General features: G+C 67.8%; 1 protein-coding gene. It reads left to right on the top strand.

Features of this window, described 5'->3' with window-relative positions; all coding sequences use genetic code 11:
• Positions 1 to 270, top strand: a 270-nt coding sequence (locus IF20_RS41030) for a transposase (RefSeq protein WP_199896939.1), incomplete at both ends; no start/stop codon positions are given.

Raw genomic sequence — 270 nt, 5'->3', positions numbered from 1 at the left:
CAAAGCGACCGCGGCGGCGCTCGGGGCCTGGCTTGTCTTCGAGGACGAGGCCGCCGTCTCGATGACGTCGCATCGCAGCCGCACTTGGGCCCCACGAGGAAGGACACCGGTGGTCCGGTTCAACGGAGGCTCCCGTGGACGGGTCACGATGGCCGCCATGGCCTGCTATAGGGGCGGTGAGCGCAGCAGGCTCATCTACCGCCCTCGCGTCCAGGGCCACCTCAAAGGGGAGCACAGGGGTTTCACCTGGCGGGATTACCGTGACCTCAT

The sequence above is a fragment of the Streptomyces niger genome (assembly GCF_000718305.1).
Lineage (GTDB): Bacteria > Actinomycetota > Actinomycetes > Streptomycetales > Streptomycetaceae > Streptomyces > Streptomyces niger.
The sequence above is the reverse complement of the archived record's forward strand: the minus strand, read 5'-3'. Positions and strand labels throughout refer to the sequence as shown.